The following is a 7,339-nucleotide window of genomic DNA, read 5'->3' on the forward strand; positions in this document are numbered from 1 at the left end:
CCGTTAGGGCAGGTAGTCGGCCAGTGCGTCCTGGACGCAGGTCGAATCCAGCATCGAACTGCTGCGCAAGAAGCGCAGGATGTTGGCGATCAGGGGGTGATGGCGGTTGATCGGGTAGGCCAGGGCGGCTGCTTCCTCGCGCAGCGCCTGCTTGATCGGGGCGGCGACGGGCAGTTGCTCGATCAGTCGCAAGTCGAAGTCTTTCTGAATGTCATTGGTCAGGTACTGGGCGATGAACACCGGCAGCACCCGGGCGATCTCCGCCCGGTCGGCATCGCTGGCGCGGTGCCAATAGATGCGCACCAGCCGCGACCAGAAGCCCGAGTGCCGGCCTTCGTCTTGCAGGTGGTCGGCCATCAGGCCCTTGATCGACGGCTTGACCGTGTCGTCCTTGGCGAAGGCGGCGACATCGTTGGTCACGGTGTTTTCGGCGATGGCCACGCAGATCAGTTCCACCGCGTCGCGCAGGTGCTCGGGCGCCCGCTCCAGGGCGGCGGGGATGGCCCGGCTGAGTTCGATCTCCCGGGGCAGCTCGATGGGCTCGATGCCGCTCATGGCGACGGTCTGCTGCATGAAGTCCATCGCCACCAGCGCGTGGTAGTCCTCGTCCACCACCACGGTCATGGCGTCGTAGCGACAAGCGAAGGGAAAGGCGATGGCGAAGCGGTTCTTGGCGATATTGCGGGCGGTCTTGTCCACCAGCTCGGTCTCGAAGATCACCACGTCGTTGATGAACTTGTAGAGGCTTTGCACCAGCACGAAATCGCGCAGGTGCGCGCAGTGCTCGAGGAAAACCTGGCTGTGCACCAGCGGCTGGCGGCTCTGGGGGTAGATCAGCTTGTCGTCCTCCTCGAGCATGCGCCGCGGGCGGGTACGGATGGTCGCGCGTTCTTCCCAGGTGTCGGCGAAGGATTGGTAGTCGAGGGCGTTCATGCGCTCACCCCGATGGCCGGTTCCGCCATGCTCAGGCGCAGCCCGTCCCACAGGGCGATGCGGCTGTCCACCGCGGCGATGGCCGCGGCGTACACCTCCTGCTGGCGTTGCGGGTCGCCAGCCACCAGCCGCAGCAGCAGCTGTTCCGCGGCTGGGCCGTGGTCGTCGGAGTCGACTTCGATATGGCGTTGCAGGTAGTAGCGAAAGGTCGGCGCCTGCTCGATGCCGATGCCCCAGTCGTCGAGGATGCGCTGGAACATCCGCGGGATGACGCTTTCCCGGCCGTGGAGAAAAGCCGCCGCCACGCAATGGACCGGCGCCTGCACGGCGGTGTGCACGGTCTGGCGGACAAAGGCGCTGGCGGCCGGGTCGGCGTCGACGCTTTGCAGGGCGGTGTCGCAACTCACGCCTTCGCGCTGCAACGCGACGAAGCGCTCCACCACCCGGGTGGTGGCGCCGACCTCGCGCATGGCGTCCAGGTACAGCTCGAAATGGCTGTAATGACCTTGCCCCGGACGATCGTCGGACTCTTCGCCAAGCACGATCTCGTTGATCAGGCGCGCGGCGCGGGGGTCCTGGGGTGGTAGCCAGGGCAGGCGTACGCAGGTCAGTTCCTGTTGCAGGCGCTTGGTCAGCGACATGAAGTCCCACACGGCGAAAACATGGGCCTGCATAAAGCGTTGAAGAACGGCAAGTGTGTTGATTTCGGCAAAAATGGGATGGGCGCTGAGGGTGGCTTTCCGGGCGTCGAGAAGTTCTTTGCTGGCGTTCATTTAGGCTGCCTGTCTGAGATGTTCAAGTGTGTTTGATTGGCCGATTAGTTGCGGCTCGTATAGACGTTTTAATAAGTGATTATTTGTTGCGGGCGAGCAGGGGCCTCAAGCCTGAGTTGATAAATTTGAAAGTTGTCGAGGGCTGGCCGGTCTATTCGTTAAAGAACCGTTACCGTGTTTTCATGGGCTTTGGATGGCCATGAAAGCCGAGACTTGCCAGGTGTTCGTGAACCGGTGGTCGATGTTTTTCAACGCCGACGGAGAAAAAGCTAATACAGGGGAAAGTGTCGGGCAAGTTGTTTTTGTAATACTTTTCAAACTTGTATTTTTATTGCGCGACAAGTTGCTGCAAAACTTCTTTTTCAAGTTTTGTTGGGATGAAGTTGCCCCTTCCGACTTATATGAGTCAGAATTTTTAACGCTGAGTGAATGCCTCACTCGAAGCAAACTTCGAAGCGCTGAATTGAAGTCGTTGAATATCTGGGAGAAGGCATGCGGGAGCCGATCCCGGGCATGCCCTCCAGTCGCTGGGCTCCTTGCGTGGGTTTGCAGATCGACGTGTGCGGACAAGCTTGCGCGCCGCTCACGTCCCTTTTTCAGTCGGCGACAGCAAGAGTGGGCCCAAATCGACGGCTGAGCCATCGCCGGTGGGCCTGTGAGGGCAGGAGCGGAGGAGGAAGACGACGGATTATTCGCCGAGCAGGCCCAGGTGGATGTTGATGATCTGCAGCAGGCGCTGGCGCTGGGACTTGATGAAGAAGTGATTGCCGGCCACCTCGATCAGCTCGAACTCACGGCGGGTGAACTCTCGCCAGTTGGCCATGTTGCTGGCGGGGGCCAGCGGGTCCTCGCTGCCATAGAAGGCGGTGAGGGGAATGTCGAGGTTGCCGCTCGACAGATCGCGCCAGGATTCGAACAGCTTCAGGTCGGCGCGGAGCAGCGTCTCGTACTGGTTCCGGCTGGCCTGGTCGCGGAGGATTTCGGTCGGCGTGGCGCCCAGCGACAGCATGGCTTCCTGGAAGGGCGCCGCGGGCAGCACGTGCAGCAACGGCCGGGGCGATGGGTAGTCGGGGCTGCGGCAGGCGGAAATGAACAGGTGGCGGGTCTGGCCGGGGTAGTGCGCCTGGGCGTACTTGGCGGCTTCGTAGGCCAGCATCCCGCCCAGGCCATGGCCGAACAGGGCGTGGGGCTTGGCCAACAGTGGGCGTAGTGCGCAGAAGGTATCGGCCAGCAACCGCGGCCAGTCGTCGAGCGGGGTTTCGGCCTGGCGACTGCCGTGGCCGGGCAGCCGCACCAGCACCAGCTCGATGTGTCCGGCCAGCCCCGTGGACCAGTTGCGCAGCTGTTCCGGGTCCGCGCCGGTCTGCGGAAAGCAGATGAGCCGGGTTTTCGCCGGCTCGCCGGAGTTGAGCACCATCAGCCATTTGTCATTGCGCGCGTGCACTGCTTTTCCTTAAGCCGGTGTGCCGGTCATTGAGTGTTGCAGGGTGGCCGCGTCATGCCGCCGTTACCGCTGTCAGCTCTCGGCGGGCCGTTCGAGGTAGTCGCGAATGGTCTTCGCGGCCTTTTCCAGATGGCCCCGCAGCACCTCCACCGCCCGCTCGACGTCCTTGGCCTCGGCGGCGTCGGTCATGGCGTTGTGGTCGTCCTGGGTCAGCTTGCCCAGGCCCATGGAGGACAGGTGGAACCGCAGGAAGCGTTCTTCCTCGTTCAATTCGAGCTCGATCAGGCGCAGCAGTTTCTGGTTCGGCGCCCGGTGGTACAGCGACATGTGGAACAGGCGATTGAGCCGGCCGATTTCGGCGTGGTCGGTCTCGCTTTCCAGCTGCGCGATGTAGCTGCGGGCCTGGGCGATGTCCTCGGCGTCGAGCAGCGGGATCGACAGGCGCAACGCCTCCAGCTCCAGCAACAGACGCAGGCCGTAGGTTTCCACCGCGTCATAGCCGATCAGTTCGGCGACCACCGCGCCTTTGTGCGGCACCACGTGCAACAGCGATTGCGCTTCGAGCTGGCGCAAGGCCTCGCGCACCGGCATGCGGCTGACACCGAAGAGGTCGGCCAGATCCTGCTGGCGCAGCGCCGTGCCGCTGGGCAGGCGGCCGTCGAGAATCGCCGCGCGCAGGGTTTCCTCTATCACCGAGCGCGCGAGGTGGGCGGGGATCGGTCCGCTGACTGCGATCTTGCTCAAGGGCCTCGGTTTTTCTGTCACGTTAACGCTATCCTGTTTTTTATGGGATTGGATCCAATTGACGCTAGATAGCGCCCAGCAGCTTGTCAAACCAGCCGCCTGAGCCCTGTCATGGATTTTGCCGGCGCTGATTCTCGGGGCAGCCCTCCTGCCGCTCAAGCCCTGGCCGATAAACGCACAGGTGCCTGCTTTCAGCTTAGCGTCTCCAGGGGGGGGCTGTGATTGTAAGGTGCCATTGTCTTTTGGCGGACCAACCTGCACCATCCTTCGACCCACGACAGCTCCCATGGACTCTTCGCATTGGCGGCACGTTTAGCTCTTTCTCGGACCCTGCGCTGGCTGTTTTCGGCGCTGCTGCTGGCCGGCCTGCTGCTGGGCGGCCTGCAGGCCGATTGGGACTTTTCCCAGATCAGCCGTCGCGCCACGGCGCTGTACGGGCCGCTGGGCGAAGGGCAGAAACGCATCGATGCCTGGCAGCAGCTGCTGACGACCCAGAACCAGGCCAGCGAGATGGAACAGCTCAAGGTGGTCAACCTGTTCTTCAACAAGAACATGCGCTACGTGGAAGACATCGACCTGTGGCGCCAGGTGGATTATTGGGAAACCCCGGTCGAGGCCCTGTGGAAGGGCGCCGGCGATTGCGAGGACTATGCGATCGCCAAGTATTTCAGCCTGCGTCACCTCGGCGTTTCCAGTGACAAGCTGCGCATCACCTACGTCAAGGCCTTGCGCCAGAACCGCGCGCACATGGTGTTGACCTACTATTCAAGCCCGGAGGCCATGCCGTTGGTCCTCGACAGCCTGATCGACGCCATCCAGCCGGCCAGCCAGCGTACCGACCTGCTGCCGGTGTACTCCTTCAATGCCGAGGGCCTGTGGCTGCCCGGCAAGGGCAGCAAGAAAGTCGGTGACACCAAGCGTCTGTCCCGGTGGCAGGACGTGTTGAAGAAAATGCAGGCCGAAGGTTTTCCGGTCGAGACGACTCACTAGGAGCACGAGCTCAGATGTCTTTGTTCAAACAACTGTTGATCGCAATCTGTCTGTTCCTGGTGGTCGCCTTCAGCGGCAGCTTCATGGTCAGCCTGGAAAGTTCGCGCACCCAGTACGTCAACCAGCTGCGCTCCCATGCCCAGGACGCGGCCACGGCACTGGCCTTGTCCCTGACCCCGAACATCGATGACCCGGCGATGGTCGAGCTGCTGGTCAGCTCGATTTTCGACAGCGGCTACTACTCGAGCATCCGCGTGATCAACCAGGTCACCGAAGAGGTCATGGTCGAGCGCAGCGGCACGCCCGAGGTCAGCAACGTGCCGGACTGGTTCGTCAAGCTGATCGGCCTGGAGCCGGCCGGCGGCGACGCCCTGGTCAGCCGCGGCTGGCAACAGGCGGCGCGGGTCGAGGTGGTCAGCCACCCGATGTTCGCCGTCGCCAAGCTCTGGCAAAGCGCCCTGGGCAGCCTCGGCTGGCTGCTGCTGTGCGGTGCCGTGAGCGCGGTGCTGGGGGCCCTGCTGCTGCGGCGCCAGCTCAAGCCGCTGGACTACATGGTGCAGCAATCCCACGCCATTGCCCGCCGTGAGTTCCTCAGCCTGCCCGAGTTGCCGCGTACGCCGGAACTGCGCCGCGTGGTGCAGGCGATGAACCAGATGGTCGAGAAGCTCAAGGCGTTGTTCCAGGAACAGGCCGAGCGCAGTGAAAAGCTGCGGGTCGAGTCCTATCAGGACAACCTGACCGGCCTGGCCAACCGCCGTTACTTCGAGATGCAGCTCAACGCACGGGTAAGCAACCCGGAGCAGGCCAGTTCCGGCTACCTGCTGTTGCTGCGGGTCAAGGACCTGGCCGGCCTGAACCAGCGCCTGGGCGGGCAGCGCACCGACCAACTGCTGCAGGCGGTGGGCGAACAATTGCAGCGTGAGTGCGCGCGGTACCCGGAAACCCACAACCTGGTGACCCGCATCCGCGGTGGCGAATTTGCCGTGCTGGCGCCGGGGCTGGTGCGCGAAGAGGCCTTGCAACTGGCGCAGAACCTGGAGAATGCCTTGGCCAGCCTGCATGCCACTGGCGCCACCGACGTGGCGTCCGTGGCCTCCATCGGCTTGGCGCCCTTCGTTCATGGCGACTCGCCGCAGGCGGTGCTGAGCCTGGGCGACCAGGCCCTGGCCGAGGCCGAAGCCCAGGGCGATACGAGTTGGGCCTGCCTGGAGCATGGCGCGGCGGCCAGTGTCGGCGACGACCATCACGCCTGGCACAGCCTGTTGGACGGCGCCTTGAGCCAGCAGCGGTTCGAGCTGTACTTCCAGCCGGTAGTCGCGACCCGCGATACCGCGCGGGTGCTGCACTACAAGGTGCTGTCGCGCTTGCTCGACGAGCAGGGCCAGACCATTGCCGCCGGGCGCTTCCTGCCGTGGCTGGAGCGCTTTGGCTGGACCTCGCGCCTGGACCTGCTGATGCTCGAACAGGTGCTCAAGCAGATGACCGGGCATCAGGGCGCGTTGGCGTTGAACCTGTCGGCCGCGACCCTGGCCGATCCGCAGGCCCTGAACAAGGTGTTCGAGATCCTGCGCCAGCACTCCAGCCTGGGGCCGCGCCTGACCCTGGAGATCGGCGAAGAGCAGTTGCCTGAACAGGCGCTGCTGGAACAACTGACCCGGCGCCTACGTGAGCTGGGCTTCTCCCTGAGCCTGCAGCGCTTCGGCGGGCGCTTCAGCATGATCGGCAACCTGGCGCGCCTGGGCCTGGCCTACCTGAAGATCGATGGCAGCTACATCCGCGATATCGACCAGGAAAGCGACAAGCGCCTGTTTATCGAAGCCATCCAGCGCGCTGCCCACAGCATCGACCTGCCGCTGATTGCCGAGCGCGTGGAAACCGAAGGGGAGTTGCAGGTGATTCGCGAGATGGGCCTGTACGGCGTCCAGGGCCGCCTGCTCGGCGAGCCCGCGCCCTGGCGCTGAGACGCTGCACGAAGATCGCCGGCCAGCAGCCGGCGACGGATCAGATCAGGCCGGTTTCGTCGTCGTTGATCAGGTGGCTCAGGCCACCCAGCGCCTCACGCGCCTGGGTCCGGTCCATCAGCTTGGCCTGGGCCGCCGGTGGCAGGTCGGTAACACGGATCACCCCCTTGCTGGTCAACACCTGAATCAAGTCGTCGAGCACCCGGATCATTTCCAGGTCGCTCTGCTTGAGTTGTTTCAGGCTGACTTCCACCACCTCGTTGGCGAACCACTGCTGGATCTCGTTGTGGTCGGCCGGCAGTGTTTCCGTGGCCTCGGCGTAAGGTGCGGGCTCCACGCGAACCAGTTGGCCCTGTGCATCGCGTTGCACGTAGAACATGGGGAATCCCTCTAGATATGGTCCGGCATCATGCTGTCAGCAGCATAGGCCAAGGGTGTGCTTTGGTCGTGAGTATGCGACGTGGCGGCAGAATCGTCACGGTGGGAAGAACCGG

7 protein-coding genes are annotated in these 7,339 nt (G+C 63.6%); 2 read left to right on the forward strand and 5 right to left on the reverse strand.

Annotation, left to right across the window (positions count from 1 at the left end; all coding sequences use genetic code 11):
• Positions 1–3 precede the first annotated feature (3 nt).
• The 4 genes from IF690_RS01765 to IF690_RS01780 all read right to left on the reverse strand — a co-directional run bounded on the left by IF690_RS01765 (position 4) and on the right by IF690_RS01780 (position 3,915).
• A complete protein-coding gene (locus tag IF690_RS01765; RefSeq protein WP_202698597.1) occupies positions 4–933 on the reverse strand; it encodes a diiron oxygenase in 930 nt (309 codons plus the stop codon).
• On the reverse strand, positions 930–1,706 hold the full coding sequence (locus IF690_RS01770) for a DUF3050 domain-containing protein (protein WP_202698598.1): 777 nt from the start codon (positions 1,704–1,706) through the stop codon (positions 930–932). The genes IF690_RS01765 and IF690_RS01770 overlap by 4 nt, the downstream gene beginning before the upstream one ends.
• 688 nt (positions 1,707–2,394) lie before the next feature.
• Complete coding sequence (locus IF690_RS01775; RefSeq protein WP_202698599.1) at positions 2,395–3,150, reverse strand: thioesterase II family protein; 756 nt, start codon at positions 3,148–3,150, stop codon at positions 2,395–2,397.
• A 72-nt stretch (positions 3,151–3,222) separates the two neighbouring features.
• Positions 3,223–3,915: a GntR family transcriptional regulator gene (locus IF690_RS01780; RefSeq protein ID WP_202698600.1), complete on the reverse strand. Its 693-nt coding sequence runs from the start codon at positions 3,913–3,915 to the stop codon at positions 3,223–3,225.
• Between the two features lie 279 nt (positions 3,916–4,194).
• Here IF690_RS01780 and lapG point away from each other — a divergent pair, with 279 nt between their 5' ends.
• Positions 4,195–4,884 carry a cysteine protease LapG gene (gene lapG / locus IF690_RS01785; RefSeq protein WP_202698601.1) on the forward strand — a complete coding sequence of 230 codons (690 nt, stop codon included), beginning with the start codon at positions 4,195–4,197 and terminating at the stop codon, positions 4,882–4,884.
• A gap of 14 nt (positions 4,885–4,898) precedes the next feature.
• Positions 4,899–6,845, forward strand: coding sequence for a cyclic di-GMP receptor LapD (gene lapD / locus IF690_RS01790; RefSeq protein WP_202698602.1), 1,947 nt, complete (start codon positions 4,899–4,901; stop codon positions 6,843–6,845).
• A 40-nt stretch (positions 6,846–6,885) separates the two neighbouring features.
• On the opposite strand, the gene IF690_RS01795 is transcribed toward lapD, so the two are convergent.
• Positions 6,886–7,224 (reverse strand): tryptophan synthase subunit beta, encoded by a 339-nt coding sequence (locus IF690_RS01795; RefSeq protein WP_202698603.1) that lies wholly within the window; start codon positions 7,222–7,224, stop codon positions 6,886–6,888.
• Between the last annotated feature and the right edge of the window lie 115 nt (positions 7,225–7,339).

It is taken from the genome of Pseudomonas sp. SK3(2021), assembly GCF_016772375.1.
In the GTDB taxonomy this organism is placed as follows: domain Bacteria; phylum Pseudomonadota; class Gammaproteobacteria; order Pseudomonadales; family Pseudomonadaceae; genus Aquipseudomonas; species Aquipseudomonas chlororaphis_I.